Below are 26,916 nucleotides of genomic sequence, written 5' to 3'. Positions count from 1 at the left end.
CTCTGCAGGTGGTCCGATGCCGATCTCGAAGCGCCGCCCGGCGGCCCGCGCCGCGCGGGTAGCGACCGTCACCGCGATCCTGATGGCGATCCCGGCGCTCGCGGCCGTCCCGGCGCGGGCGATCGTCGGCGGCACCGAGGCGCCGGCCGGCGGGGCCGTGATGGTCCTGTCGTCGAAGGGCGGCGTCTGCACCGGCGTGGTGCTCGCCCCCGACACGGTGCTGACCGCCGGCCACTGCCTCGCCGACGCCAAGGAGCACCGCGTCCATTTCCGCGACGCCGCCGGGGCGCCGGTGCTCGTCGACGTCACCGCGCGGGCGGTCCATCCGGGCTACGACGCCGGCGCGGCCGCTTCCCGGCGGCGCTCCGTCGATCTCGCGCTGCTGCGCACCGAGACGCCGCTGCCGCCGCGCTTCGCGCCCGTGACCCTGAGCGCCGCCCCGGCGCGGGCGGGCGAGACCCTGACCCTGTCGGGCTACGGCGCGGCCAAGCCCGGCGACCCGCGCTCCACCGGCACCTACCGCAGCCTCGGCCTGCCGGTGATCGAGCCCTACGGGCCGAGCCGCATCCTGGTCTGGCTGAAGGGCGCGGGCGGCGGCGCCTGCCAGGGCGATTCCGGCGGCCCGATCGCGGGACCGGACGGGGCGGTGCTCGCCCTGTCGGCCTGGATCGGCGGCGCCTGCGGCGGCCTCACCCAGGGTGTCCTGGTGGGGCCGCAGCGGGGCTGGATCGACCGCGTGCTCGACGGCTGGAACCGGTCGGCGCGCTGGGCGCAGTAGCGTCGCGGCGCGGTGTCCGCAGGGAACCTCAGCTTGGCCGGGCTATTGCCTTGCTCTAGGCTCACGCGATCTGGGGCCCCTCGCCCCAGGCTCCCTCGGCGCCGCCTCCGGCGTCCCCCACCCGCGCCCGCGCGCGCCCGGAGTTCCCGATGTCCCCTCGCCCGATCCGAAAGGCCGGCCCCCGCGAGCGCAGCCTGCGCGGCGGCCTGTGGGGCGGGTTCCTGGGCCTGTCGCTGCTCGGCGCCCTCGGCGGCCTGCTGCCCACGCCCGCGGCGGCGGTGATCAACGGCACGACGACGCGGGACCCGAACGGGGCGCGCAGCTTCGTGGTGCGGATCGAGAGCACCGAGGGCGAGATCTGCTCGGGCACCCTGATCGCCCCGGACCTCGTGCTGAGCGCGGCCCACTGCGTGATGCGGCCCGCCGGCTACACGGTGATCAGCGTCGACCGGAACTTTCGCCAGCACCGGACCGCGGTGATCACCGCCTCCATGCACCCGGACTTCGTGCCCGGGACGACCCCCGAGGACCAGCCCGGCGTCGACCTGGCGCTGCTCAAGCTCGAGCGCCCGCTCGGCGACGACTACGTGCCCCTCGATCCCCGGAGCGCGGGCTCGATCACCGACGGGCAGCCCGTGGACATCGCGGGCTTCGGCGTGGTGGCCGAGAACCGGCGGAACTCGGCGCGGATCCTGCGGCTCGCCCACCTCGTGTCGATCGGCTCGCTCCAGGTCGCCAACCGGGTGACCGTCGTCACCGACCGGCGGCGCATGGCCGAGACCTCGGGCGCCGGTGCCTGCCTGGGCGATTCCGGTGGCCCGATCCTGACCGGCGGCCCTGGCGGCTACCGGATCGTCGGCGTGGTGAGCTGGTCGAGCGGCGCCCTGCAGCAGGGCGCGCGCCGGACCGCCTGCGGCGGCTTCACCGCCGTGACCCCGGTGGCCGAGCATGCCGGCTGGATCGCCGCGCGCACGGCGGAGCTGTCGCGCATCCAGGTCGGCGACGCCCTGCCCCGCGGCAACCGGTCCGACTGGATGGCCCGCCCAGGCCGCCGCCGCTGAGGGGCTTGACCGCGGCCCGACCGCGGCAAAGCCGCTGCCCGCCCCCGGATCCTTCGCGCCTGCGGGAACCCGGGGGCCGATCGGCACTTTTCGCATCCGAACCTTCCCGGCTCACGGAGCGAGAGCATGGCCGACACCGGCACCAGCAACACCCCGCGGACGCACAAGACCCGCAACAACACCGACTCGAACGCCAAGAAGGTCTCGATCGAGGCGCTCAACGCCCGGCTCGCGGACGGCATCGACCTCGCGCTGGCGATCAAGCAGGCCCACTGGAACCTCAAGGGGCCGCAGTTCATCGGCGTCCACGAGATGCTCGACGGGTTCCGCACCCAGCTCGACGAGCTGAACGACAGCGTCGCCGAGCGCGCGGTCCAGCTCGGCGCCACGGCCTTCGGCTCGACCCAGGCGGTCGCCGAGCGCACCAAGCTGCCGGCCTACCCGACCGGCATCTACGCCATCGCCGACCACATCGCCGCGCTGATCGACAGCTACGCCGCCTACGCCAACGCGGTCCGGCAGAACATCGACGAGACCGACGAGGCGGGCGACCCCGACACGGCCGACCTGTTCACCGAGATCTCGCGGGCGGTCGACAAGCACCTCTGGTTCCTCGAGGCGCACGTGCAGGAGCCGACCGGCACCCTGCGCGACGGCAACGCGGGCCGCTGAGCGCGGCGCCCCGCCTTCGGGCGGGGCGCGACCCGACGCGATCGGGGAAACGAAAATGCCCGGCCGCGAGGCCGGGCTCAGTGGGGTCCCTTTGCACGGGGACATCAGGACCGGGAAGCTTTGGAGAGCGAACCGGTCCCGATCAGGGATCAGAAGTCGCGCTGGACGCGGAAGCGGAAGGTGGAGACGCTGTCCGCCGTCGTGGTCCGCGGCACGAAGGTGCCGTTGTTGATGCCGGCGACGTTCGCGTAGGCTGTCGGGCTCTTGTCGCGGTCGATCACGCGGCCGTTCTTGACGCCGATCTGGGTGTAGAAGCCCTCGACACCGATATCGAGGTCCTTGACCGGCGACCAGATGATGCTGCCGCCCGCCACGAACTGGTAGGTGTCGCGCAGCGCCTCGCTGAGCTGGTAGAACCGGGTGCCCGGCACGCCGACGCCGTTCACGCCGAACGAGTTGCCACCGGTGTTGTTCGCCAGCGCGAAGGCCGCGCCCTGGGCCAGACGGGCGCCGCTGCCGTAGTTCATCTCACCGTACGACCCGAAGAAGGCCGAGCGCCACTCCGGCGTCCAGTAGTGGAGGTACGAGGCCGTCGCGGTGAAGCTCGTGGACTGCTCCATCTGGCCCGTGAACGGGTTCACCGTGGCGTCGTTGAAGTACTGCGCGAACTTCTGGCCCTGGATGGTCGTCGGGTTCTGCGAGTAGCAGCCGCTGAACGCGCAGTAGCCGGTGTACATCTGCGAGCCGGAGCCGTAGGCGCCCTGCAGGTAGAGGGCGTCGCCCGGCGCGATGAACGGCGTGTTGATCTTCAGGCCGCCCTGCACCGCCCAGCCGTACGAGTTGCTGGTGTGGGGGATGCTGATGTTCGAGCCGGTGCCGGTGCCGGCGCCGTTCGCGACGTTGCCGACGTTCAGCTCGTGGACGGCGGCCGAGACCTGAGCCGAGCCCCAGGCCTGGTCGAGGCGCAGGGCGCCGACGACGTCGGGCATGCGCGAGCGCTGGATCACGTCGACGAAGCTGTACCGGGTCGGCACGCCGTTGGTGTAGCCGATGAACACCTCGGCCGGAGCGTTCGTCTGAGCGAAATTGACGATGTTGGAGTTGTTCGTCACGCCGGCCGGGTTGTTGGTCTGCGAGAAGATCGGGCTGCGGCGGAAGACCGGGTCTTCGGCCGAGATCGTGGCGGACAGGCCGTTGCCGAGCGTGGCCGTGTAGGCGAGCAGGTTGGTCGAGGCGATGTCGGAGCCGAGCGTGGCGCCGGCGAACTCGAAGTCGTGGGCGTAGAAGTCGAAGAACGACGAGGCGCGACCGGCGGTCATGCCTGCGAACTGGATGAACGCCTTGTCGACGTTCACGAACTGCGACGCGCGACCGAACTGGTCGATGCCGAGAGCCGGGAAGGCCTGGCCGATGCGCTGCTGGGTGCCCGACTGGCCGACGCCGGAATAGCCGGTGCGGGATCCGGCATCGAGGCGCACGAAGGCGCGCAGGGTGCCGTAGGCGGTCTGGGTGCGGGCATCGAGGTTGATGCGCATCCGGCCCTGGTAGCCCGACGTATCACCGACGTTCGAGCCGTTCTGCCGCGAGTAGCTGGTCATGTAGCCGCCCTCGAACCGGGCGCGGCCGGAGAGACGTAGGCAAGTGTCGGTGCCGGGGATGTAGAAGAAGCCGGCGCCGTACGCGCCGCAGACGCGGACGTACTCGACCGGGACAGCCTTCTTGACCGGCAGATCAGCCGCCTGCGCTGCGCTCGCCGCGGACAGAGCCGCGGCGGAACAGAGGAGCGTGTGCTTCAAGATCCTCATCGATTTCCCCAAAACGTCGAGACCCATATTGGAGACAGCATTCAGCCACGCAGGCCGCGCTGCTATTATTTGTTTCGGCCGAATCGATTCGTCTTGCCGATGAGCTCTGGTTCTTTCGAGCTCTTGTTCGAATAAGTTCCCGCAAATGGCCGCAGCCATCAATCCCAAATCGGAACGGCCACCCGTGCCGATGTATTCGGTGGCCACGCGGCCACATAAAAATGATCTTGTTTGTCCGACGGAAACAGACACAGCACGAGCGTTTCGGCTGGAAAGCGCACTAACAGACCATGTTTCTAGCAGAAACACTGTACTTCCCTGACAGATCGTATTGATCTACCGGAAACGAAGGGGTATTCGGCCGTCGAGCCCTCACGGGCCGGCTCGGACGCGGATCCGATCGCCCTGCAGGATGGCGCCGCGCCGGGCGGTGCTCGGGCCCCGCAGCGACGGACGTCTGCCGACGGGACCGGACCCGGACTGCTCGGTATCGAGAGGCGGCGCCGGGGTCCCGGTCCCCTCTCACCCCATCGGGTCGACCGGCACGGCCGATCGGCCCTAGGCGAGCCGCCCATGCGCAGCGCTTCGTTTCATCCCGTCCCACGCCCGAGTCGTCCGCGTACCGTTTCAGCGTTTCCATGATTTCCGCGCGTCCGCCCGAGCGGATCCGCGTCATGCAGCCCTTGAAATTGTGAGACGTCAGTGGAAATTGATCTTGAGACATATTATCAGGCGGCCAGAACCGGCAGTCTGGCCTGTATTCGCTCGCTCGACCCGATCTACGGCGAGCGCTTCTTCTTCCTGCGCGTCCGCGAGGTGCGGAACGGCCGCATCGCCACCGCGCGCGGGATCTTCTGGGCGGTCAACGGCGAGAAATGCGATCCGGGCTGGGGCGGGGACGCGCACGCGCTGGTCGTCCCGACCCTGGCGCTCCTCGAGATGATCGAGCCGAACCTGGAGCGGATGGCGCAGTTCGGCGTCGACCGGCGGTTCGAGATCGCCGTGGCGCGGGCCGTGCTGGAGGGCCGCCTCACCGAGATGCCCGAGATGCCGCAGCCGCCGGTTCCGACCCTCAAGGAGGCGCAGGCCGAGCTGCAGGCCGCGATGGCCTACTGGGAGGCCGTGGACGTCCGCGAGGCGAAGCCCGGCACCTCGGTGCGGATCCGCCGGGAGGCCAGCGAGCGGCTGGTCACCGCCCGCACCAATCTCGAGCGGGCCAAGCAGCAGGCCGGGCGGCTCGCGGGCTGCGGCGACCGCGCGGGCTGCCCCGGCTAGGGTCGCCGCCGCGCGTCAGGAGAACTTCAGGAGCTTGAGCGCGTCGAAATCCTGCACCCCGCCGCCGACGCGCTTGGTGGTGTAGAACAGCACGTAGGGCTTGGCCGAGTACGGGTCGCGCAGCACCCGCATCCCGGTCCGGTCGACCACGAGGTAGCCCCGGCGGAAGTCGCCGAAGGCCACCGACAGGCTGTCTTTGGCGAGGTCCGGCATCGCCTCGGCCTCGGTGACCGGGAAGCCGACCAGCGTCGCGGACCGGCCGGCGGCGAGGGGCGGCTGCCAGAGATAGTTGCCCTCCGAATCCTTGAACTTGCGGATCGTGCTCTGGGTGCGCCGGTTCATGACGAAGCCGGCATTCTGCCGGTAGGCCGCCCGGAGCCCGTAGATCAGGTCGAACAGCGCGTCCCCCGGGCTCGCCGACGGGAACGCACCCGCCGTCCCGGTGGCGACCGTGCCGATCTTGCCCGGCACCCAGGCGGCGTTGGCGACCGTGTCGTAGCTCAGGAAGCCCCGCGGGCGGCTCGCGCCGTTGCCGGAGACGAAGGCGACGCCCTCCTGCTCGGCGAAGGCGGTCTCCACCTCGGCCGAGAGCCACGCGTCGAGGTCGACCACGGAATCGTCGAGGAGCGTCTGGGTGGCGGCCGGCATCGCGTAGAGTTCCATGGCCGGGAACGCGATCTCCGACAGGGCCGGCGCGGCGGTCTCGGGGCGCGGCGCGGTCTCGGCGGCCCAGCCGGTGACCGGCGCGCCCACCGAGACGGCGCGCTTGTACTGGGCGCCCGAGATCGGCTGCACGCTGGCGATCGACCGGATCGGCGAGACCTGCCCGAGGCGCGCGAGCACGGTCCGCTCGATCGTGTCGGGGACGAGGTAGCCGCCGTCCGGCCCGGAGCCGGCCGAGAGCGCCTTGGCCTCCAGGCGCTTGAGCCCGGCGCTCTCGCCCGCCCGGACGTAGAGGTCGAAGGCGGCCTTGTGCTCGTGCGCGGCCCCCGTCTCCCGGACGTCCGGCTGCCCGAGGGGCGGCCGGGCCCGCTCCAGGGCGATCCGGTCGAGCCGGGTGCGGGCGGCGTCGAGGGCCGCGTCGATCCGGGCGAGCTTCTCCTCGGTGAGCACGTCGACGCCGAGGCGGCCCTCGATCCGGTCGATCCGCGCGTCGTTCGTCTCCTTAAAGGCCGCGAAGGCGGCGGCGAGCTCGTCCAGGGCGGAGCGGACCGGGCCGCCGTCGGAATGGGCGGCCTTGTTCTCCAGCGGCGGCAGGCCGCCCAGCGGGGCGGGATCGGCGATCGGGGTCTGGGCGTCCATGATGGGCCTCGTCGGGGGTGGAAGTCAGGACCGCGCGGCCGGCAGCGGCCAAGCGGCGGGTCTGGCGGCGGGTCTCGCGGCGGGTCCGAGGGCGCCCGGCGGCGCGATCAGGCCGGCGAGGCCGCGGATCGCGTCGGCCTCCGGGTCCGGAGCCGGGATCGACGCGGGGCTCGCCCTGGCCCCCGGCTGCAGCGGGAAGGTCACGAGCGAGATCTCCCAGAGATCGACCTGCTGGAGCCGGCGCTCGCCGCCGGCGCCCTTCCGGGCGCGCAGCGTGCGGAAGCCGATCGAGAGCCCGTCGAGGCCGCCGCCGCGCATCAGGGCGTCGACCTCGCGGGCGCGCTGCACCGCGAGGTTGAGCGCGCCCTCCGCGAACAGGCCGCGGCCATCCTCGCGCAGGGCGAGCCAGCGGCCGATCGGCTCGGCCGGATCGTGCTGGAACAGCAGCCGCACGCCCGCGGCCCCGCGGCGGGCGAGGCTCGCCGCGAAGGCGCCCGGCACCACCACGTCGCGGCCGAGATCGGGCACGCCGAACAGGCTGGCATAGCCGGAGAAGTGGCCGTCCATGGGGGATCCTCGGATGGGACAGTGAGGGCGCGCCCCGCGCCTCAGGGTGTGCCCCGCGCCCCCGGCATCGCGGGCGGGTAGCCCACGGCCTCCCGCTTCTCCGCCACCGACAGGAAGTCCGCGGCCTGGACCCGACGCCACAGGGATTCCCGCTCGCCGGCCAGCGCCTCGATCCGGTCGAGGTCGGGCTCCAGGTCGATCGCCCCGAAGGCGGGTTCCAGCCAGCCGGCCAGCGCCCGGGCGGTGCGGGCCGCGAGGGGGATCAGGGTCTGGCGGTAGAGGGCGCGGTTGGCCTCGGCGTAGTTGGCGTGGGTGTTGTCGCCGGGGAGGCCGAGCAGCAGCGGCGGCACGCCGAAGGCCAGGGCGATCTCCCGGGCGGCCGCGTCCTTGGCCGCCACGAAATCCATGTCGCGCGGCGAGAGCGCGAGCGGCTTCCAGTCGAGGCCGCCCTCCAGCAGCAGCGGCCGGCCGGCATTGGCGGAACCCTGGTAGTTCGCCTCCAGCTCCGCCTTCAGCCGGTCGAATTGCGGCTCGGACAGCGTCGCCCCGGCGAAGACCAGGGCGCCGGACGGCCGGGCGGCGTTGTCGAGCAGCGCCTTGTTCCAGGCGCTCGCGGCGTTGTGGATGTCGAGGGCGGCGGCGGCGGCCGCGATCGGGGCGAGCCCGCCGGTCTCGTCCTCCGGGTGGAACAGCGTCAGCGCCAGGATCGGCGCCACGGCGATCCCCGGCTCGGGCAGGTCGAACCGGCGGCTGCGCCCGCCCGCCGTGTAGAGATAGGCCGCCGGCCAGCCGTCCGGGCCCGGCAGCACCCGCATCCGTCCGGGACGCAGGACCTGGAGCGCGGCGACCCGCCCGTCGAGGCTCACCGCCTCCAGGTAGGCCGTGCCGGTGAGGAGGAGGTCGGCGTAGAGCGTCTCCAGGAGGTGCGGCCCGCTCTCCCGGGGGTTCGGCCGCGCCAGCAGAGCGAGCAGGTCGCCCGCGCGCTCGGCGCCGGGGCCGGTGGCGATCAGCGGCAGGCCGGCGGCGCTCTCGGCGACGAGCCGCACCGCCCGGTGGACGACCGGGTTGGCCTGGTAGCCGGCCCGGGCGAGCGCCGCCGGATCGCGGGGCGTCCAGCTGGCCCGTCCCTCGGCGTAGAGGGCGAAGGCCGGGGCCGCGGCGGCCTTGGTGGCGAGGGCCGGGCCGCCGGCGGCGCGGCGCGCGACCCGCGCCAGGCGTTCGAGGAGGGTCGACATGCCGGTCCGTTCCTGAGCTATGGTCACGCGATGCAGCCCCGGATCCCCACTCGGCCCCAGGCGCGGCCCCAGGCGCGATTCCGGGGACGGGTCCGGGGACGGGTCCGGGCGGGGACCCGCGTCGCGGCGCGGGTCGCGGCTCTGGTCCCAGCGCTCGTCGCCGGGCCTCTGTCCGGGCCTCTGGCCGGGCCTCTGTCCGGGCCTCTGGCCGCGCCCCCGGCCGCGCCGGCCCGGGCCGCGGATGCGCCCGCACCCGCACCCCTGTGGCCGGAGCCCGACGGGACCCTGATCCTGGCGCGCCCCTTCGGCCGGTCCGAGATCAGCCTGCGCCTGTCCCGGCGGGTCGCCGGGGCGGTGGACACGCTGACCTGGGACGGCGTCACCTTCCTCGCCGACACCGAGCCCGGCGATGCCCTGCAGGCGCGGGCGGAGATCGGCTCCGGCGCCGCCTGCCGCCGGGCGAGCGAGGCCGGCACCCCGCAGGACGGGTCCGGCGCGCCCGCGGCCCGGCGGCTCCGCGCCCTGCGCGCCGGCCGGAGCTGGGCCGAGACCGAGACCCGCATGGCCTGGGACGGCCCCGCCGACCCGGCCGACGAGCCGCCCGCGGACTGCCCGACCGCCTCCGCGAGCCCCGCGATCCCGGCCCCGCCCCCGGCCCCGCTCCTGCGCAAGCGGATCGCGCTCGGCCTGCCGGGCCTCGGCAACGCCGTGGAGGTGCAGGCGAGCTTCGACCTGACCGAGCCCGCGGCGGCGCTGCGTCTCGAACCCCTCGCCGCCGCGGTGCCGGCGGAGTTCTCCGCGGCCTGGCGCTTCGACCCGTCGACCGGCGGGCTCGCGCCCCTCGGCCCCGGAGCGGGGGAGCGGCCGGACCCGGTGATCCTGGCGACGCCGGAGGGCTCGCACGCCCTCGCGGTCTGGGCCCCGGGTCCGCCGGAGCAGGAGCCCGACGCGCCGCGGCCCGACTTCGCGGTCGCGCCCGAGGCCGGGGCGAACCGCCTGAGCTGCCGCTTCCGGCTGGCGAACGCCGCCGCCGGCGCGCACGATTTCGCCTGCTACGCCCTGGTCGGCACCCTCGCCGACGTCCGGGCCGCCCTTCGGAGCCTGACCACGCCGCCCTGACCGGCCCGGCGCCGACCTGTGCTAGACTGTCCGGACCGACGAACCGATGGAGGTTCCGATGGACAGGAAGCAGGCCCTCGAACTCGCGATCTTCGTCATCGCGCTCGTCCCCTTCCTCCGCTGCCTCATGCCCTCCGCGACGCGCTCCCGGGGGACCCGCCGCTCCGGCTCCCTCAGCTACGATTCGGGCTCCGGCGGCGACGGCGGCGCGATCTTCGGCGATGGCGGCTGCCACGGCAGCGACGGCGGCAGCTGCGGCGACGGCGGCGGCGGCGGTGATGGCGGTGGCGGCGGCGATTGAGCGACCGCTCGGGCGCCTAGGAGCCCGGCACGCCCAGGAACCCGGCACGCCCAAGAACCCGGCATGCCGATGTGCCGGGGTCGGGCAGCGACGACGGTTCGGGAATCGGAGCCGGGCCGCGGCGCCCGGGAAGGACGGCGGGGATCAACCCGACAGATGCGCCGCTCAATCCGCCCACCGTCGCCGCGCAATACGGAGAATTACGGTGGGGATTCCCAGCTCAGGACCGCGTGCCGTGGCCTGATCGCTACAGATTTGGCGCACGACATTGTGTATACAGCATGCAGTTCGTTCCAGAGACCACGAACCGACTCCGGCGCGCTTCACCCGAAGCGCGCCGAATTGTTTTCGGCGACCGCTGTCACAACCGCCGGATCCGGGGCTCGGCCCGGGGCTCCAGCATCAGGTGCGTGAGCGCCCAGACCAGGGCATCGAGCCGGTCGGGCGAGGTCCTGCCGGACAGGCCGTCCGGGCCGAAATCGCACAGCTCGTCCTCCAGCGCCGGGAAGGCGCCGACGTGGTGGACCAGCCCGCGGGCGTAGAGCAGCGAGACCGGCTCGGCGCGCAGGTACTTGCCCCGCGTGGCGTGGACCTGGGTCACCGGCACGGCGGGGTCGCACTGGCCCAGCACGGCGGCGGCCATCTCGCCGCCCTGGTTGACCTCGACCACGAGGGCGTCGGCCCGGAGCCGGTGGTAGAGCGCCAGCGCCGCGGCCGCCCAGGCCTGCGGGGTGGCGCGGGCGAGGCTCGCGTCGGCCAGCACGTAGGCGTGCCCGCCCGCGCGCCCGGCCGCCACGATCCCGCAGGCGTCCGAGCGCGCGCCCGAGGCGGCGGGGGGATCCACCGCCACGACGATCCGGCCGAGATGGGGCGCCGCGGCGAGGCGGCCGGCCTCCAGGGCCGCGCGCGTCCACAGGCCGTCGTCCCGGTCGGCGATGAGCTCGCCGTCGAGTTCCTGCCGGCCGAGCCGCGTGCCGGCGTAGCGCCCGACCACCTGCTGGAGGAAGTCGGGCGCGAGATGCGCGGCGTTGTCGTGGGTCCGGGCACGGCTCACCACCGTGCGCGGGTCGGCGAGCAGGCGGCGGATCAGCGGCACCGGCCGGGGCGTCGTCGTCACGAGGTTGCGCGGCCGGGCGCCGAGGCGCAGGCCGAACTGCAGCATGTCGAAGGCCGCCTCGGGCCGGCGCCACTTGGCGGCCTCGTCGCACCACGCGGCGCCGAATTGCGGGCCGCGCAGCGCGTCGGGCTCCTCCGCCGAGAAGGCGAGCGCGACGGCGCCGTTGCTCCACTCCACCCGGCGGCGGCTCGGCGACCAGGCGGGCCGGGCCCGTCCCCGCGCCGGCAGGCCGAGGAGGCCGGAGGGCCCCTCGACCATCACGTCGCGCACGTCGAGATGGGTCTCGCCCACCAGGGCGATCCGCCCGACCGGCGCGCCCGCGAAGGCCGGGTCGCCGCGCGCGAGGGCGTCGACCCACTCGGCCCCGGTGCGGGTCTTGCCGCTGCCGCGGCCGCCGATCACCGCCCAGGTGGTCCAGGGCGCCGCGTCGGGCGGCGGCAGCTGGTCCGGCCGGGCCTGGTGCAGCCAGTCGCCCGCGAGCGCCCGAAGGAGGTCCGGCGGCAGCGTCTCGAGGAAGTCAGGCAGCCGCCCCGCCGCCGACAAAGCCAGCAACGCGTCGCGCGATCTCCGCGCGCAGGGCGGGCAGGTCGGGCTCGGTGCCGGGTTCGGTGCCGAGTTCGGTGTCGCGTCCGGTGTCGCGTCCGGTGCCATCGCCCCCCTCCCCCGCGGCGCCGCGCGCGCCCTCCGCATCCACCGTGTCGAGGAGCCGCTTGAGGCCGCCGAGGTCGCGTAGGATTCGGGCGGAGTCGCCCGCGCCCGCCCCCGCCCCGCTCAGAGCCGCGTCGAAGGCGGCGATCTGCCGGGCGATGTGGGCGCGCAGACGCGCCCGCAGGGTCGCCGGGTCGGCCGCGGGGTCGCCGCGCCCGGTGACCGCCGGCGGCAGGTCAGCCCCGAAGGCCGTGGCCATCATCGCCGGGTCGAGCCGGCCGAGACCGAGGATCTCGGTGACGTCGCCGGGATCGGCGCCAGGCGTGCACAGCAGGCGGATCAGGGCGGCCCGGCGCGCCGCTGGCCAGCGCCCCGTCAGGAGCCGCGGCCGGTGCTGCCGCGGCCTCGGCCAGCCGGCCCGGGCGTTCCAGGTGTGCACGGTCTTCGGGTGCACGCCGAGACGGGCCGCGATCGCGTCGCACGTCAGGTCGGTCTCGCGCAGGAGCGTCAGGGCCTCGGCGCGGCTGTCCGCCCTGCTGGGAGGGGGTGGCCACATCGGGGTCTCTCCGCACACGTCTCGACCGTGCGTGGTTGATACCCCGGCAGCGCGCCGGTGTCAAGCGTAAATTCCTATTTCTCGGCTGATCTAGGACTTAAGGCATCGTTCGTTCTCACCCCGCCCAGTGCGCCACGCCGCCGTGACCCGAGCAGGTGCCTCGACGGCTGTGGCTGAAGCTCCACGTGCCGTCCCGGCACTTGGCCGTGGCGCCCGCGGGCTTCCTGCCGTCGAGGCTCTTGGCCGGCCGGTGGACGTCGGACCCGTCCCGGCTGCGGTAATGGCCGTGGCGGTCGAGGTTCCGGTCGTCGGGCTCCGAGAACGGCCGGGCGACGGCGCCGCCCGACAGGCCGAGGAGGACGAGGCCGGCGAACACCGGCCAGCGGGCGGCGTTCGTCGCGGTCAGGACAGGCAGCACGGCACCCTCAAGGTTGTATCATCTGCCAAGAGACACAACCGGATCGGGGCGTCACGAACTATCTGTGGTTATCCAGAAGCCAGCTACAGGTTGTGCGCGCGGGTCACGGGCTGCGCGCGGGCCGGACCTCGGCCGGGGTCGCCCGACCGGCTCTCCGCCGCGTCCGCGCGCCCGGTGCGGCCCCGCACGTCGGCGGGATGCTGAACGGGCTCGAAAGGTATTGCCGCTAATGTCCCGGTGAATGGCAGATCTGAACGCGGTTCAGGACCGGAACGGCCGTCCGGTCGACACGTTGACCGGCGCCATCCGCACGTAGGCGTCGCCTTTCACGCAGTTCGTCAGAGTGAATCGGGTACAGAATGGTCGGTGAGCCACCAGGGTCCGGCGCGGAAGACCCGCTGGGCAACGGCCCCGCGGGGGATCCTGGTCGGGGCCCGGCGCAGGGCACCGCGGAAGCCGCCGCCCTCAGCGACAGCTTCAGGCGATTCGCCGACGTGGTGCCGCTGATGATGTGGCGCTCGGACGAGGCCGGTCAGGCGATCCACCACAACGAGTGCTGGCTGGAATTCACCGGGCGCCCCCTGGAGGCGGAACTCGGCCTGGGCTGGCGCAGCGGGCTGCATCCCGAGGATTTCGAGCGGCACGCCCGGATCGTCGCCGAGGCGTTCGAGGCGCGGGCGCCCTTCACCGTCGAGTTCCGCCTCCGGCGGCACGACGGCGAGTACCGCTGGCTGCTCGACACCGCCCGTCCCCTCGTGGAGGACGGCCGGTTCCAGGGCTATCTCGGCTCCTGCTTCGACATCACCGACCGCAAGCACGCGGAGGAGCACATCGAGCACGCGCTGGCCGAGAAGGAGGCGCTGCTGGCCGAGGTCTACCACCGGGTCCGCAACAACCTCCAGGTGATGGTCAGCCTGATCGGCCTCTACGGGCGGGCGGCCCCCGACCCCTGCCGCGGCAGCTTCGAGGCGCTGGGCCAGCGGGTCCGGGCGATCGCGCTGGTGCAGCAGCATCTCCACGAGGCGCCGCACATCGCGTCGATCGACCTCAAGGACTACCTGCACCGCCTCGCCTCCGGGCTCGGGCAGCTCCGGCGGGCCGGGCGGATCGGCGTCCAGGTCGGCGGCTCGGGGAACGGTCTCGTGGAGCCGCGCACCGCCAACGCCCTGGGCATGATCGTCGCGGAGATCGTGGCCGAGTGCCTGGACGCCACCGCCGAGCACGTCGCCTGCTCGATCGCCATCGACATCGAGGCCGCCGCGCCGCTGCGCCTCTCGATCGTCTCGAAGGTGAGCGACACGGCCGAGTCGGGCCGACCGAACGTCCCGAAGCTCGGCCCCCGCCTCATCGCCGCCTACGCGGCCCAGGCGGAGATCAGCGTCGCGGGCGATGCCAGCCCGGGCGACCCCCTGTGGCTGACCCTGCCGGCGGCGCGCCCCGGCCCGCAATGAGCGCCCGCGGCGCCGGACCCCGTCGCCACAACGGCGCGGCCGGCCTATAGCGGCCCAGACCTTTCCGGACCCGGCCGAGCATGCTCCCTCCCATCGACACCATCATCGAGAATTTCGAGATCGTCGAAGACGACGACATGCGGCTCGAGTACCTGATCGAGCTCGGCCGCGCCCTGCCGCCGATGCCCGAATCGGAGCGGACCGAGGCGAACCGCGTCCACGGCTGCGAGAGCCAGGTCTGGATCGACACGCGGGCGGAGCCGGCGGACGGCACGCCGCGCCTCGTCCTGCACGGCTTCAGCGACTCGTTCATCGTCCGCGGCTTCGTGGCGCTGATGATCGCGCTCTACACCGGCAAGACGCCCCAGGAGGCCGCCGAGACCGACGGCCTCGACCTGTTCCGGCAGCTCCGCTTCGGCGCCCACGTCACGTCGAAGCGCTCCAACGGCGTCCGGGCGATGGCGGAGCGCATCCACCGCGACGCGGTCCGGCTCGCCGCCGAGGCCTGAGCGGCTCGGGCCGCCTCACCCCCGCCACAGGCGCAGGCGGGCCCGGTCCGGACCGGTCGCCTCCCGTTCCAGCCCGTAATGCTCGGCGAGCCGCCCCAGGGCGATGCGGGCCACGACCTTGGCGGACCGGGCCGGCCAGCGCCGCTCGGCCTCGATCCGCTCCAGGCCCTTCAGGAATCCGCAGAGGTCGATCAGCAGGCCCGAGAGGTCGCTCCCGACCGCGTCGAGGGCACCGCGCACCCGCTGCCGGGCCGCGATCACGTGGTCGGCCGCGGAGGCTGGGTCGCGCGGGCCGCCGCCGTCGATCCGGGGCGCCCCGAGATCCGCGCCCATCCGCGGCAGCAGGGCGGCGGCGGTCATGTCCCGCCGCAGCCGCTCCCCGGCCTCGAAGGCCGCCGCGTCGATGAGCGGCGCGCCGTCCCGGTCGCGCCGGCGCACCATCCAGGCCAGGGGATTCTCGGCGGCGTTGCGCAGGGTCGGGCCGGCGCCGCCCTCCACGACGGCGAGTTCGCGGTGCTGGTTGGCGAAGGCCAGGTCGCCCGGCCGGGCCTCCCGGCGCAGGCGCGCCCGCCCGGCCTCGCTGATCGTCAGGTGTGTGCCGGCCGCGTTCCACGTCGCCAGATCGGCCACCGCCAGGGCGCGCCCGGAGGCGGCCGCGAAGCGGCCGCTCCCCACCGAGATCCCGTCGCCGCCGCGCCGGGCGACCAGCGCGTCCTCGACCAGGGGGTCGGGCCGCGCGTAGGCGCCGGGCTCCCCGAGCCGCGCCAGCAGGCGCACCGCCTCCGCCGGGAGATCCCCCGGAGCGGCGCCGCGGTGACGCGTCCCCACGGAGGCGGAACGGCCGCCCTTCACTCGCATGTTCATGTTTTGTTCCGTGTGTGCTACGACGGACGTGCGAAGCCTCCAGTTTCTCAGGAAAAATCAGAAGATCAAGGCTTTTTTACCTACAACCCACATCTATCTAGCGACGGCCGCGCGCGTCGGCGGCTGGTGCAGGATGTCGGCGATCTCGCCCTCCGACTTGCCGCGGACTTCGTAGCCCATCGCCTCGAACCGGTCGATCAGCGCGGCGCTCTCGGTGGCGGAGCGCGCCGCCCAGACGGCGAGGATGTCGTTCACCCGCTCCAGGTCCGCGGCGGGGTGATCGTCCTGCGGATCCGGCTGCGGATCGGGGATCGCGTCCATGTCGGCACCTCGGGATCGAACCGGCGACCGTGGTCGACGCCACGGCCCGCGGTTCAACGCCCCAGGCCGGAACCGGCTCCCGGCCGAGCCGGCATCGCCGCCCGCCGTCCCGGATCGCCCCGGATCCGCAGCCGTCCTCAGAAGTCCCGCTGCACGCGCGCGCGCACCTGGATGACGTCGACGTGGCGGGCGGTCGAGACCGGGTTGGCGAGGTTGTTGACGTAGGCCGCGTTCTGGTTGGGATACCGGCCCAGGTCGAGGATGCGGCCGCTCTGCGGCCCGTAGCGCGTGTAGATCGCCTCGACGCCGATATCGAACTCCTTCACCGGCGACCAGATCAGGTTGCCGCCGACCACGAAGCGGTAGCTGTCCCGCAGGACCTGGCTCAGGTCGAAGAACCGCGTGCCGGGGGTGCCCGGCCCGGTCCCGGTCACGCCGAAATAGGCGCCCTGCGCCGCGCGGGCGCCGCGAGCGAAGCTGAGAGCGCCGTAGGAGCCGAAGAAGGCGGAGCGGACCGCGGGCGTCCAGTAGTGCAGCATCGCCGCCGTGAACGAGTAGCTCGTCGACAGCTCCAGGCGCTGGGTGAAGGGGTTGATCACGCCGTCGCTGAAGAACTGGGAGAAGGCCGCCCCCTGCACCGCGGTGGCCGATTGCGCCCAGGGGCCGTTATAGGCCGGCAGGCCGGTATACAGGGCGGTGCCCTCCCCATAGGCGCCCTGCAGGTAGAGCGTGTCGCCGGTTGCTATCGCTGGCAGGTTGATCTTCACGCCCCCCTGAACGGCCCAGCCGAGGGCGGAGGCCGCGCCGCCCGGGGTGCGGTTGTTGCCCACCGAGACGGGCGCGCCCAGGTTCGTGCCGGCGAACGAGACGCTGCTGAGCAGGCCGTGGTTGACCTCGTGCACGGCCCCCGAGAGCTGCGCGGAGCCCCACGACTGGTCGGAGCGCAGCACGCCGACGATGTCGGGCATGCGGCTGCGCTGGACCGTGTCCACGAAGCCCACCCCGGTCGGGCGGCCGGCGGCGTCGTAGCCGACGAAGACCGGGGCGACGGGGTTCCCGGGCGAGAGGATCGCACCGGGATTCGGGAACGCCGAGGCCGCGGCGTTCTGGGACGAGTAGACGGGCGTGCGGCGGAATACCGGGTCCTCCATCGACAGCGATGCGGACAGGCCCTTGCCCAGCGTCGCCGTGTAGGCAGCGAGGTTGGTCGAGGGATTGTCCGAGCCGATGGAGGCGACGATGAACTCGAAGTCGTGAGCGTAGAAATCGAAGAACGAGGAGGCGCGGCCGGCGGTGATGCCGGCGAACTGGATGAAGGCCTTGTCGACGTTGAACTGCTGCTGGGCCCGCCCGAACTGATCGACGCCCAGGGCCGGGAAGGCGCCGCCGATCCGGTTCAGCGCGCCGGCATGCATGGTGGCGAAACCGGTCCGGCTCCCGGCGTCGAGGCGGAGGAAGGCGCGCAGGGTGCCGTAGGACGTCTGGGACCGGGCGTCGAGGTTGATCCGGAGGCGGCCCTGGTAGCCGCTGTAATCCCCCGGGGTGGCGGTCGCGCTCCCCGAACGGCTGTAGGAAGGCTGGTAGGCGTACTCGTAGCGCGCGCGGCCGGAGAGGCGCAGGCAGGTATCGGTGCCGGGGATGAAGAAGAAGGCCTGGCCGTAGGCCGAGCAGATCCGCACGTGCTCGATGAGCTGCGATTTTCGCCGATCGGGAAGTTCCGCCGCCTCCACCGGCAGACTCAGCAACCCCGCAACACCCGCCAGTACGCCCGTTGTCCCCCGCTTCGTACGATGTTTCCGGTACTCCGCACACAAAACATGCATCGAATCGGCCATTCCACCATCCGCAAGTCCCCCTTCATGTCGGACGGATCGCGGAGCCGGATAATCCCAGAGCGATTTTCTCGGCCCTGTGCTCGGCTCGACTTGTCAGGATCTGTGGCGCACCCGCGGCGTTCAGGTGCCGCGTTGAGGCCGAAATCGGCCGCTGCGCCAAGTCCCTGGCGGGTTCGGGGCCTTCGCCGAGACCGCACGATCGGGCCGCCCCGGCGCGGCTCCAGACGCCGCTCCGGCGCGGGACCGCGCCGGCGGATCGCGTCGTCGGCCGGACCGTTTCCCGCGCCACCGATGCCGGAAAGCAACGGATCGGCCCCGGTCCCGCGGCCGCGCCGTCCCGGCCGGCGATACGCGCCGCCCGCCCCGGCCGCGCCCCCGGACGCCTTGCATCCGCGCGCCCGGCGGGACACATCCCCTCACCCGGACGCGACACCCGCGCGCGACGGGACCCGACGGGAGAGACGATGACGGAGATCGGCCACGGCTTGCTCGCTCACAGAACCGGCGCGCCGGTGGCCGAGGCCCGGCCGCGACGCTTCAGCGTCCACGGGCAGGAGATCACCGACGACTACGCGTGGCTGAAGGCCGAGAACTGGCAGACGGTCCTGAAGGACCCGGCCGCGCTGCCGGAGGACATCGCCGCCTACCTGAACGCCGAGAACGCCTTCGCCGAGGCGGCGCTCGCCGGGAGCGCGGAGCTCCGGCGGCAGCTCGTCGCCGAGATGCGCGGGCGGATCCAGGAGGACGAGAGCGGCGTCCCCGAGCCGGATGGGCCCTTCGCCTACTACACCCGCCACCGCGAGGGCGGGCAGCACCCGCTGATCTGCCGGCGGCCGGCCACATCACCCGACGTGCCCGAGTCGGGCTTGGACCCGGACGAGACGATCCTCATCGACGGCGACCGCGAGGGTGAGGGCCTGCCGTTCTTCGAGATCGCCGCCGCGGTGCATTCCGACGACCACGCCCGGCTCGCCTGGAGCGCCGACACCAAGGGCTCGGAACTCTACACGATCCGGGTGCGCGACGTCGCCACCGGCCTCGATCTCGACGACCGGGTCGAGGCGACCTCCGGCGAGGCGGTCTGGGCCGCGGACGGCGCGAGCTTCTGGTACGTGGCGGTGGACGCCAACCACCGCCCCGCCAAGGTGATGTGCCACCGCGTCGGCACGGGGCAGAGCGAGGACGAGACCGTCTACACGGAGGCCGATGCCGGCTACTTCGTCCACATCGGCAAGACGCAGTCCGGCGCCTTCCTCGACGTGACGGTGAGCGACCACGAGACCTCCGAGGTCCGGCTGCTCGACCGGCACGCGGAAGACGCCCCCCTGCGCCTCGTCGAGCCGCGCACGCCGCTGCTGATCTACGGCGTCGAGCACCGCGGCGACCGCCTGTTCATCCGCACCAACGCGGACGGCGCCGAGGACTTCAAGATCGTCACCGCGCCGCTCGACGATCCGGGCCGCGCCAACTGGACCGACCTCGTGCCGCACCGGCCCGGGGTGATGATCCGCCACCTGCACCTGCTCGCCGGCCACCTGGTCCGGCTGGAGATCGAGAACGCCAAGCCGCGGATCGTGGTGCGCGACCTCGCCGACGGCACCGAGCACGTCGTCGCCTTCGCCGAGGAGGCCTACTCCCTCGGCCTGCGGGCCGGGCTCGCCTTCGACACGGCCACGATCCGCTTCGTCTACTCGTCGATGACGACCCCGTCGGAGACCTGGGACTACGACTGCGCGACCCGCACCCGGCTCCTGCGCAAGCGGCAGGCGGTGCCGAGCGGCCACGACCCGGCCGCCTACGTGACCCGGCGGCTCTTCGCCACCGCGCCGGACGGCGAGCAGGTGCCGATCTCGCTGCTGCACCGCCGTGACCTCACCCTCGACGGCGGCGCGCCGCTGCTGCTCTACGGCTACGGCTCCTACGGCACGCTGATGCCGGCGGCGTTCCGCACGAACCTGCTGAGCCTCGTCGACCGCGGCTTCGTCTACGCGATCGCCCATATCCGCGGCGGCACCGAGAAGGGCTGGCGCTGGTACCTCGACGGCAAGCGCGAGAAGAAGCCCAACACCTTCACGGACTTCATCGCCTGCGCCCGCGCTCTGATCGACGCGCGCTACACGTCCGAGAAACGCATCGTCGCCCATGGCGGGTCGGCGGGCGGGATGCTGATGGGGGCTGTGGCCAACTTCGCGCCCGAGCTGTTCGCCGGCATCGTCGCCGACGTGCCCTTCGTCGACGTGCTCAACACCATGCTCGACGCGGAGCTGCCGCTGACGCCGCCGGAATGGCCCGAATGGGGCAACCCGGGCGAGAGCGAGGCCGCCTTCCGGACGATCCTGTCCTACTCGCCCTACGACAACGTCGCCGCCAAGGACTACCCGGCGATCCTGGCGCTCGGCGGGCTGACCGATCCGCGGGTGACCTACTGGGAGCCGGCCAAGTGGGTCGCGCGGCTGCGCGCCACCATGACGGGCGGCGGGCCGGTGCTCCTGCGGATCAACATGGAGGCCGGCCACGGCGGCGCCGCCGGCCGGTTCGACCGGCTGGAGGAGGTGGCGCTGATCTACGCCTTCGCGCTCATGGCGGTGGGGAAGGCGTAGAGCCGCCGCCCGTGCGGGCGCGGCGCTCCAAGGGGTGCTGCGCCTGAGGCCGTCACGCTGGCCAGCCCCACCCCCGCCCTCAGGACGCGGCCGGCCTCACGGCCGGGCCTCGGCCGGCGCCGGTGGCTGGGCAGCACCCTCCTCCGGGTTGCGCGGCCGCCTCGCCGCCTCCTCGGCGGCCTTGTCGGCGGCAGTCCTGTCCGCAGCGGCCTTCTCGGACGCGGCCTTGAGGGCCGCCGCGCGGGCCCGATCCATCTCGATCCGGGCGCGGCGGCGCTGCCGCTCCACCTGGTCGGCCTCGGTCAGCTCGATCGTCTCCAGCTCGCGCTGCAGCACGAAGGCCGCGAGGCCGTTCGACAGGGTGCCGACGTCGAGCACCCGCTCGGGCGCGCCGAGCGGCCCGGTCAGGCCGAACTGGACCGCGGGCGGCCCGGCATTCCAGCCGCGGGGCACCGGGCCGCCCGCGAGCGTGCCGCGGGCGTCGAGGCGCCCGGCGCGCGGGTCGTAGCCGACGGTGCCGACCCAGCGGGCCGGCCCGAGATCGAGGTCGAACGGCCCGGCCCGCAGCACGCCCCCCACGATCGTGGCGGCGGCCCGGGTGGATCCGCGCGCCTGCGCTCCGCCCCGGGCGAGTTCCTCGGTGACGAGCGCCTGGAGCCGGCCCTCGCGGAGCGGGTCGTCCATCTCGGCCGCGCGGGCGAGAGCGCGGCCGAGCGCTGCGGGATCGGCCGCGGGCAGGCTCAGGTCCGTCAGGGTGAGCGCGCCGCTGCCCGAGAGGCTGTCGGCGAGGCCCGGCAGGGTCTCGGCCGTGGCGGCGAAGCGCAGGTCGGCGCTCAGGCGGCCGCCGAACGGGCCGCCGGCCAGGGTGGGGAGCGCCGCGCCGTCGAGGCTGCCCGAGCCCGAGACCGAGGCGCCGGCCCCGAGCCGGGCGATCGTCACCGAGCCCGCGAAGCGGCCGCCGGCGAGCTTGCCGGTCAGGTCGCGCAGGATCAGGCCCGCGTCGGCGAGGCCGAGGGCAGCGGTCGCGTCGGTGGCGACGAGGCCGCGGCCGAGATCCAGGCTGGCGACGCGGGCGTCGAGGGACAGGGCCGGATGAACGGCCGGCGGGCCGAACGCGCCGTTCGCCCCCGGCGGAATCACCAGGGCGGCCGCGAGCTGCGGGATCGACAGCCGGTCGAGGGCGAGGCGGCCGTGCAGGGCACCGCCCGCCGACCGCAGCAGCGTCCCGTTCACCCCCGCGCCCGCGACCGTGCCGGCGAGCGCGGCGGCGGCCTCGCCCTGCTGCCGCGACAGCGTGACGGTGAGGTCGGCCGGCCACGCTCCCGGTGCCAGGGTCGCGGCGCCGGCCAGCGTCAGGAACGGCGCCAGATCGGCCGTCTCGGCGCGGAGCGTGCCGCCGGTGGGGACGAAGTCTGGACCGACCAGGATCGGGCGGCCCGTGGCGAGGCGCAGGCCCGCGACCGTGCCGCTCGCCGTCAGGGCGAGGGTCTGGCCCTCCGGCCGCTCGGCTGTCAGGCGCAGCTCGGCAGGTTGCTGCAGGCCGGCGAGGTCGGTGCGGCCGAACCACGCCCCCGCCCGCGGCGCCGTGAGGGTGGCGGTGCCGCCCTCGATCCGCGCGCCGCGGCTCGCGAGGGTCAGGTCGAGGGTGCCGCCGCCGGCGCTGCCCCGGGCCTGGGTCCGCAGGGCCGCGGCCGCGCCGCCCTCCCGGTCGAGGGTGACGGCGAGGTCGAGGGGCGCGTCCCGCAGGAAGGCGGGCAGCAGGCGGATCTCGCCCATCCAGACCCGCTCGAGCAGGCCGAGCAGCGGCGCCGCCGCCGGCGCCTTGAGGCGCCCGGAGACGCGGCCGGTCCCGTCCGCGCCGATCTGCCCGGACAGCCGGGCGCTGGCGCCGGCGAGGTCGGTGACGTCGAGGCTGTCGACCGTCAGGCCGGCGCCGTCCGACTGGATCCGCGCCGCGATCGTGCCGGTACCGGAGCCCGCGGTGCCGAACCGGACGTCCTTCGCTTCGAGCGTCAGGGCGAGGTCAGTGTCGCGCAGGGTGCCGAGGGTCGTCCCGAGGGGCGGCAGGCCGGCGATGTCGAGGCCGGTGGCGCGGATCTGGGCCTCGAACCGCCCGCGCTCGGCGCCCTCGGCGGCGGTGTAGCGGGCGTTCCCGGTGATCCGCGCCGGCCCGAGGCCGAGGCGCATGTTGCGCAGGGATAGGCCGGTCCCGGCAGCCGACAGGTCGGCGGCGGCCTCGATCTTCCGCCCGTCGAGCAGCGCGACGAGTGGCCCCTCGGCGCCGAGGCGGCGCAGGTAGCGGCCGAGCGCCTCCGAGTCGGGGGCGGCGAGCGCCACCGGGCCGGAGAAGCGCAGCGGCGCCGTCTCGACCTGCCCGCTCGCCGTGACGGTGGACTCGGCCGGGCCGGTCACCGCGAAGCGGCGCAGCAGCAGGCCGCCGGCCCGCTCCAGGGTGCCGGTGAGGGCGAGGTTCGACCATTCCTCGCCGCCCAGCACGGCGCTGCCCACCGTGAGGTCGAGGTCGAGCATCGCCGGCAGGCTGCCCGTCGAGCGCGGCAGGCCGCGGGCGATCAGGTTCTGCCCCTCCGCCGAGGCCAGGAAGGCGTCGAGGTCGAGGCGGCGGGCGTCCAGGGTCAGGCCGGCGCGCCACTGGCGCAGGTCGAGCCGTCCGGTGCCGCCGAGCCGCAGGGCCCGGCCGCCGGGGTCGATGGCGAGGTCGACGGCCTCGAAGCGCACTTGCGTGCCCCGGGCCTTGAAGGTGCCGGCCAGCGAGAACGGCAGGTAGGCGCCGGCCGCCTGGGTCGGCGGCCCGACGACGAGGCGGGCGGAGCCCTCGGCCTCGACCTGGGCGCCGCCGGATTCGGCGGGGACGAGGCCGAACCGCGCGTCCGCCTCGAAGCGCGGCGCCGCGTCGCCGCCGCCGGAGATCTTGGCGGCGAGGCGCCCGTCCGGTCCCGGCGTGCCGCTGACCGCCCGGAACGGGACGCCGCCGCTCGTCCCTTCGATCCGCCAGGGCCCGACCAGGGCCGGCGCCTGCAGGCGCAGGTCCTGGACGTAGAGCTGGTCGGTCCGCCCGGTGGCGGCGACCTGCGTGGTGACGAGGAACTGCTGGATCTGCAGGTTCTCGATGGCGAGGTCGCGGTCGCGCAGGGCCCCGCCGAAATCGGGCGGCAGCTTCAGCGTGTCCGGGCCGGCGACCGGGAGCTTGATCTCGGCCCGGCCGATCCGGGTCTCGGTGAAGCGGAACTCGCCCTTCAGGAGCGGCGCGAGGGCGATCTCGGCCTTGACGAACCGGGCATCCAGGCTCGGGCGGTCCGGATCGGCGCCGAGGTGGAGGCGGTCGACGCGCAGCCGCGGCGAGGGCAGCAGGCGGACCTCGATCCGGCCGTCGGTCCGGACCGGAACGCCCAGGGACCGGGCGAGCGCCCGCTCGACGAGCCCGCGATGGGCCTGCCAGTCGACGAAGGGCGGGACCGCGAGCGCCGCCACGAGAACCAGGATGACGGCGCACGCCAGCGCGGTCAGAAGATCACGCAATGGTCCCGTTCCGCACCATCTCTGCGCGAGGCCGCGACCTCACCGGGCCGCCGTGCCCCGCGTGCCCCCGCGAGTCAGTCGCCACGGCCATAGCACGATAAGCCGCCGGGGGCGCCAGCGGCGATGCCACGGTCCCGAGCGGCGGTCGGAGCACGCGCGAGGTTCCTCGGGCATGCCGGGCCCGCGGCCTCCGGATCGCGCGGCCGGCCGCGGAGCGCGACGAGCCCGGAGGACGCGGATCACCCCGGTGCGGAAAGCCGCGCTTCATGGCTCCGCGCGCCCGCCGCGGCGCGAACGGCCTCGACGCCGTTCGCGATTTGGTCCAGGGAAGCGGGATGCAGAACCGCCCGCATCCGCAACCCACCGGGGACGGCGCGCCCGCCACGTCCATCGCCGCCCGCGCCATGGGCGCCCTCCGGCGCGACGCGGCCGGCTACCTCGAGGGGCTCAACCCCGAGCAGCGCCGCGCCGTCGAGACCACGGAGGGCCCGGTCCTGGTGCTGGCCGGGGCCGGCACCGGCAAGACCCGGGTGCTGACCACCCGCATCGCCCACCTGATCGCCACCAACCGGGCGCGCCCCTTCGACATCCTGGCGGTGACCTTCACCAACAAGGCCGCCCGGGAGATGAAGCACCGGATCGGCGCGCTGATCGGGCCGGCCGGCGAGGGCATGCCGTGGCTCGGCACCTTCCACGCCATCGGCACCAAGATCCTGCGCCGCCACGCCGAGCTGGTCGGGCTGAAATCCGACTTCACCATCCTCGGCACCGACGACCAGCTCCGGCTGATGAAGCAGGTCATCGCCGACCAGAACGTCGACGAGAAGCGCTGGCCGGCCCGCGCCCTGTCCCACGCCATCGACGGCTGGAAGAACCGCGGCCTCGGCCCCGAGCAGGTGCCCCCGGGCGAGGCCTCGGCCTTCGCGTTCGGCAAGGGCGGCGCCCTCTACACCGCCTACCAAGCCCGGCTCGCGACGCTGAACGCCGTCGATTTCGGCGATCTCCTGCTGCTCTGCCTCAAGCTCTGGCGGGAGAACCCCGACGTCCTGGCCAATTACCAGGACCGGTTCCGCTACATCCTCGTCGACGAGTACCAGGACACCAACGTCGCCCAGTACCTGTGGCTGCGCCTGCTGGCGCAGTCCCGGAAGAACATCGCCTGCGTCGGCGACGACGACCAGTCGATCTACGGCTGGCGGGGCGCCGAGGTCGACAACATCCTGCGCTTCGAGCACGACTTCCCGGGCGCGGTGGTGGTGCGGCTGGAGCGCAACTACCGCTCCACGGGCCACATCCTGGCCGCCGCCTCCGGGCTGATCGCCAGGAACGAGAGCCGCCTCGGCAAGACCCTGCGCACCGACGACGAGCCGGGCGAGCGCGTCACCGTGACGGGCGCGTGGGATTCGGAAGAGGAGGCGCGGATGCTCGCCGAATCGATCGAGTCCCTCCAGTCGAAGCAGCATCCCCTGTCGGAGATCGCCGTGCTGGTGCGGATCTCGGCGCAGATGCGCGAGATCGAGGACCGGTTCGTCCAGCTCGGGCTGCCCTACCGGGTCATCGGCGGCCCGCGCTTCTACGAGCGCGCCGAGATCCGCGACGCGCTGGCCTACCTGCGCGCCACCGTGAACGTCAGCGACGACCTCGCCTTCGAGCGGATCGTGAACACGCCCAAGCGCGGCCTGGGCGACGCCACCCTGCAGCAGCTCCACACCTACGGCCGCGCCAACCGGCTGCCTCTGCGCATCGCCGCCGCGCGCCTGTGCGAGACCGACGAGTTGAAGCCCCGGGTCCGCTCGACCCTGCGGGCGTTGACCGAGAGTTTCTCGCGATGGGCGCGGCTCGCGGAGACGCAGCCGCACAGCGAGGTCGCGCAGACCATCCTGGAGGAGTCCGGCTACACCGAGATGTGGCAGAAGGACCGCTCCGCCGACGCCGCCGGCCGGCTGGAGAACCTGAAGGAATTCGTCCGCTCGATGGAGGAGTTCCCTGACCTCGCGGCCTTCCTGGAGCACGTCTCCCTGGTGATGGAGGCCTCCGAGGCCGAGGGCGCCGAGCGGGTCTCGCTGATGACCCTCCACGCCGCCAAGGGGCTCGAGTTCGACACTGTGTTCCTCCCCGGCTGGGAGGACGGCCTGTTCCCGAACCAGCGCGCGCTCGACGAGAGCGGCCGGGCGGGCCTGGAGGAGGAGCGGCGCCTCGCCCATGTCGGGCTGACCCGGGCGCGCAAGCGCGCGAAGCTGTCCTTCGCGGTCAACCGGCGCATCCACGGCCTCTGGTCCTCGACCATCCCGTCCCGGTTCATCGACGAGTTGCCCGAGACGGCGGTCGACGTGGTCGAGGCCCCGGCGCACTTCTCCGCCGGCGCCTCGCGGTTCGACCGCAACCCGACGCCGTTCGGATCGAGCTACGGCACGCCGGGCTGGCAGCGCGCGCAGGCCAACACCGCGCCGGGCGGTCGGTCCGGGTTCGGATCGGGGTCCGGAGGCGGCTTCCGCTCGGCGGGCCCGGGCGGCCGGTCCGGGGGCCAGTCCGGTGGCCCCCGCCAGATCGACGGCGAGCTGATCGCCAAGTCGACGGGCGCGCCCTCGGCCTTCCAGGGCGGCCAGCGGGTCTTCCACACCAAGTTCGGCCCCGGAACGGTCGCGGCGGTCGACGGCAACAAGCTGACCGTTGACTTCGACAAGGCCGGCCGGAAGATGGTCCTCGACAGCTTCGTCCAGGCCGGATCGAGCTAGTCCCGCCGACCAAGCCCGGACGTGTCAGGGCGGCAGGGTCGGCCGGCTTCGCCCGCGCGGGCGGGGAGGATGGCGACCGTGCCGGATGCCGCGTTACCGCGACACCACCGTCCCGAACCTGATGCATCCGCGCCAGCCGCGCGGCTTTTTCGAAGCCCCTTCACCGACCGTCACCCCTTAGTCACACCCGGCGCGCAATCGTCGGGCGCG

The 26,916-nt window shown here is 73.7% G+C and carries 21 protein-coding genes; 10 read left to right on the top strand and 11 right to left on the bottom strand.

The annotated features are described in order from the left end of the window. Positions 1–16 precede the first annotated feature (16 nt). The 3 genes from ACLBYB_RS06170 (at position 17) to dps (ending at position 2,511) form a co-directional block, all read left to right on the top strand. Entirely contained in the window at positions 17–778 is a 762-nt protein-coding gene (locus ACLBYB_RS06170; protein WP_447698253.1) for a S1 family peptidase, read from the top strand. A 149-nt stretch (positions 779–927) separates the two neighbouring features. After that, positions 928–1,839: a S1 family peptidase gene (locus tag ACLBYB_RS06165; RefSeq protein WP_103984639.1), complete on the top strand. Its 912-nt coding sequence runs from the start codon at positions 928–930 to the stop codon at positions 1,837–1,839. A gap of 126 nt (positions 1,840–1,965) precedes the next feature. Beyond that, positions 1,966–2,511: a DNA starvation/stationary phase protection protein Dps gene (dps, locus tag ACLBYB_RS06160; protein WP_012321876.1), complete on the top strand. Its 546-nt coding sequence runs from the start codon at positions 1,966–1,968 to the stop codon at positions 2,509–2,511. 149 nt (positions 2,512–2,660) lie between these two features. Here dps and ACLBYB_RS06155 read toward each other — a convergent pair whose 3' ends face one another. Next, entirely contained in the window at positions 2,661–4,316 is a 1,656-nt protein-coding gene (locus ACLBYB_RS06155; protein WP_447698252.1) for a porin, read from the bottom strand. Between the two features lie 702 nt (positions 4,317–5,018). Between ACLBYB_RS06155 and ACLBYB_RS06150 the strand changes: the two genes are divergently transcribed. Further along, positions 5,019–5,591, top strand: coding sequence for a hypothetical protein (locus tag ACLBYB_RS06150; protein ID WP_331300226.1), 573 nt, complete (start codon positions 5,019–5,021; stop codon positions 5,589–5,591). Positions 5,592–5,606: 15 nt separating this feature from the next. Here the strand turns inward: ACLBYB_RS06150 and ACLBYB_RS06145 are convergent, their stop codons facing one another. The 3 genes from ACLBYB_RS06145 to ACLBYB_RS06135 are packed head-to-tail and all read right to left on the bottom strand — an operon-like array spanning position 5,607 to position 8,695. Next, a complete protein-coding gene (locus tag ACLBYB_RS06145) occupies positions 5,607–6,893 on the bottom strand; it encodes a phage major capsid protein (protein WP_020090925.1) in 1,287 nt (428 codons plus the stop codon). 24 nt (positions 6,894–6,917) lie between these two features. Continuing rightward, positions 6,918–7,460: an HK97 family phage prohead protease gene (locus tag ACLBYB_RS06140; protein WP_447698251.1), complete on the bottom strand. Its 543-nt coding sequence runs from the start codon at positions 7,458–7,460 to the stop codon at positions 6,918–6,920. 41 nt (positions 7,461–7,501) lie between these two features. Continuing rightward, positions 7,502–8,695: a phage portal protein gene (locus ACLBYB_RS06135; RefSeq protein ID WP_447698250.1), complete on the bottom strand. Its 1,194-nt coding sequence runs from the start codon at positions 8,693–8,695 to the stop codon at positions 7,502–7,504. Positions 8,696–8,725: 30 nt separating this feature from the next. Between ACLBYB_RS06135 and ACLBYB_RS06130 the strand changes: the two genes are divergently transcribed. Together ACLBYB_RS06130 and ACLBYB_RS06125 are read left to right on the top strand one after the other, a co-directional pair. Beyond that, positions 8,726–9,814, top strand: coding sequence for a hypothetical protein (locus tag ACLBYB_RS06130; protein WP_447698249.1), 1,089 nt, complete (start codon positions 8,726–8,728; stop codon positions 9,812–9,814). 58 nt (positions 9,815–9,872) lie between these two features. Next, on the top strand, positions 9,873–10,115 hold the full coding sequence (locus ACLBYB_RS06125; protein WP_106735896.1) for a hypothetical protein: 243 nt from the start codon (positions 9,873–9,875) through the stop codon (positions 10,113–10,115). A gap of 361 nt (positions 10,116–10,476) precedes the next feature. Here the strand turns inward: ACLBYB_RS06125 and ACLBYB_RS06120 are convergent, their stop codons facing one another. The 3 genes from ACLBYB_RS06120 to ACLBYB_RS06110 all read right to left on the bottom strand — a co-directional run bounded on the left by ACLBYB_RS06120 (position 10,477) and on the right by ACLBYB_RS06110 (position 12,854). Continuing rightward, the gene (locus tag ACLBYB_RS06120) at positions 10,477–11,775 is read right to left on the bottom strand and encodes a DNA-packaging protein (protein WP_447698561.1); all 1,299 of its coding nucleotides are present in this window, start codon (positions 11,773–11,775) and stop codon (positions 10,477–10,479) included. Next, positions 11,750–12,436, bottom strand: coding sequence for a helix-turn-helix domain-containing protein (locus tag ACLBYB_RS06115; protein WP_447698248.1), 687 nt, complete (start codon positions 12,434–12,436; stop codon positions 11,750–11,752). Before ACLBYB_RS06115 ends, ACLBYB_RS06120 begins: the two co-directional genes overlap by 26 nt. 115 nt (positions 12,437–12,551) lie before the next feature. Continuing rightward, on the bottom strand, positions 12,552–12,854 hold the full coding sequence (locus ACLBYB_RS06110) for a DUF3761 domain-containing protein (protein ID WP_447698247.1): 303 nt from the start codon (positions 12,852–12,854) through the stop codon (positions 12,552–12,554). 359 nt (positions 12,855–13,213) lie between these two features. Between ACLBYB_RS06110 and ACLBYB_RS06105 the strand changes: the two genes are divergently transcribed. Next, positions 13,214–14,305, top strand: a complete 1,092-nt coding sequence (locus ACLBYB_RS06105) for a sensor histidine kinase (protein ID WP_447698246.1) — start codon at positions 13,214–13,216, stop codon at positions 14,303–14,305. Positions 14,306–14,385: 80 nt separating this feature from the next. Next, positions 14,386–14,814, top strand: a complete 429-nt coding sequence (locus ACLBYB_RS06100; RefSeq protein WP_020090933.1) for a SufE family protein — start codon at positions 14,386–14,388, stop codon at positions 14,812–14,814. Positions 14,815–14,829: 15 nt separating this feature from the next. On the opposite strand, the gene ACLBYB_RS06095 is transcribed toward ACLBYB_RS06100, so the two are convergent. The 3 genes from ACLBYB_RS06095 to ACLBYB_RS06085 form a co-directional block, all read right to left on the bottom strand. After that, a complete protein-coding gene (locus tag ACLBYB_RS06095) occupies positions 14,830–15,672 on the bottom strand; it encodes a DUF6456 domain-containing protein (protein ID WP_447698560.1) in 843 nt (280 codons plus the stop codon). Positions 15,673–15,771: 99 nt separating this feature from the next. Continuing rightward, positions 15,772–15,999, bottom strand: coding sequence for a hypothetical protein (locus ACLBYB_RS06090; RefSeq protein WP_447698245.1), 228 nt, complete (start codon positions 15,997–15,999; stop codon positions 15,772–15,774). A gap of 137 nt (positions 16,000–16,136) precedes the next feature. Then, complete coding sequence (locus ACLBYB_RS06085; protein ID WP_447698244.1) at positions 16,137–17,834, bottom strand: porin; 1,698 nt, start codon at positions 17,832–17,834, stop codon at positions 16,137–16,139. Between the two features lie 464 nt (positions 17,835–18,298). On the opposite strand from ACLBYB_RS06085, the gene ACLBYB_RS06080 reads away from it, so the two are divergent. Beyond that, positions 18,299–20,434, top strand: a complete 2,136-nt coding sequence (locus tag ACLBYB_RS06080; RefSeq protein WP_447698243.1) for a S9 family peptidase — start codon at positions 18,299–18,301, stop codon at positions 20,432–20,434. Between the two features lie 96 nt (positions 20,435–20,530). Here ACLBYB_RS06080 and ACLBYB_RS06075 read toward each other — a convergent pair whose 3' ends face one another. Further along, on the bottom strand, positions 20,531–23,971 hold the full coding sequence (locus tag ACLBYB_RS06075) for an AsmA protein (protein ID WP_447698242.1): 3,441 nt from the start codon (positions 23,969–23,971) through the stop codon (positions 20,531–20,533). Between the two features lie 335 nt (positions 23,972–24,306). On the opposite strand from ACLBYB_RS06075, the gene ACLBYB_RS06070 reads away from it, so the two are divergent. Continuing rightward, a complete protein-coding gene (locus ACLBYB_RS06070; protein ID WP_447698241.1) occupies positions 24,307–26,706 on the top strand; it encodes an ATP-dependent helicase in 2,400 nt (799 codons plus the stop codon). Positions 26,707–26,916 lie beyond the last annotated feature (210 nt).

It is taken from the genome of Methylobacterium sp. D54C, assembly GCF_053345595.1.
Note: the sequence above shows the minus strand (reverse complement) of the source record. Positions and strands in the feature narration are given on the sequence as shown.